Annotated in this window: 1 protein-coding gene; it reads left to right on the top strand. The window is 32.6% G+C overall.

The window, feature by feature from the left end:
- The first annotated feature begins 338 nt into the window (after positions 1–338).
- A complete protein-coding gene (locus tag D0469_RS20780) occupies positions 339–1,100 on the top strand; it encodes a Cthe_2314 family HEPN domain-containing protein (protein WP_117328618.1) in 762 nt (253 codons plus the stop codon).
- Positions 1,101–1,205 lie beyond the last annotated feature (105 nt).

Raw genomic sequence — 1,205 nt, 5'->3', positions numbered from 1 at the left:
AGAAAACAGGAGAAAACGTGAGATTTTCCTTTCTTCATTGAGGGAGTTTAGTTGAAAAAGGAAAAAAAGTCCTTTTCCAGAATAAGTATATAAAATAGTTATGTTTGGACAGGAGGATTTATATGAACGAAAAAAAGACTTTGTTGAAATCCTTAGTTAATAACGGTTTATTGACTGCTCTTACAGTAATGATATTGGGAATTATCGTATTAATTTATGTGCTTAAATAATTTCCCTAACATATTTTGGTGTTGATTCAATATGGATTAACACTATTTTTGTGGAAGTTTCTTATTGAGCAAACGGGGCAGTTTAGCTTAAGAAGGGGAGGAATTTTTGTGGCAACATTTTTAGATTATGCTGATTACCCAACTAAAGAAAGTTGGAACGAGCAATATCGAAAGAAGGAAGATACATTAAACAAAATACGATTGAAAGAAAAAGGCGGCACACAAACTTACTCGGTTCTCAGTAGTGAAGGTTTAATGAATTTAGAACTAAGTTTTTGGATTGGTGAATTTAATAACAAAGCAAACGACCTAATCAATAATTATATTATTTTAATGCACCATTACGATAAGGGCATTCCCGATACTGAATGGTTTACTCCAAGGGAAAAAGGGGGAGTGCAATTCTTCCCACACTTCGAGGAAAAACATCATCATATTATTTATTGGTTTGGTTTTTATACGGACAGCTATTACACAAGGTTTGCTAGTTTGATTGATACGATTTACCACATTATCAATGTTAAATATTATTTAGGTATTGAAGCGAAAATAGGTTTTAGAGGACAAGTTGCTAAAGCTCTCAAATCTGAAGACGAAGCACTGTTTAATTATTTAGATGGTATTCGTGAAAATCATGTATATAAAGAAGTTGAATATTTTCGTAATGACATTACTCACAATTTTCGTCCTAACCAAATTAGCTCTGGCATTAAACGAAAAAAAGGCAAAGGATTTTTATCTATTTCTGGGGGTATTGGGGAATATACGACTACAACAGCATTTGTTGCTAATATTGAAAAAAGCTTAAATTTAATCGCAGAAATTCTTGATGAAATAAGAGAAAAGTTGGAGTCAGGAAATAAAAATTAAGGGAAAGGAATTTATTTGTGTGCGTTCCTGCAATAGCAGCAGGACGCATTTTAACTAACGGGGCAGCATTCCTGTAATGAGTGAAAATGGAGTTTGAACAAAAAA

This window comes from Peribacillus saganii, assembly GCF_003429095.1.
In the GTDB taxonomy this organism is placed as follows: domain Bacteria; phylum Bacillota; class Bacilli; order Bacillales; family DSM-1321; genus Peribacillus; species Peribacillus saganii.
This window is presented reverse-complemented; position numbering and strand designations above follow the sequence as displayed.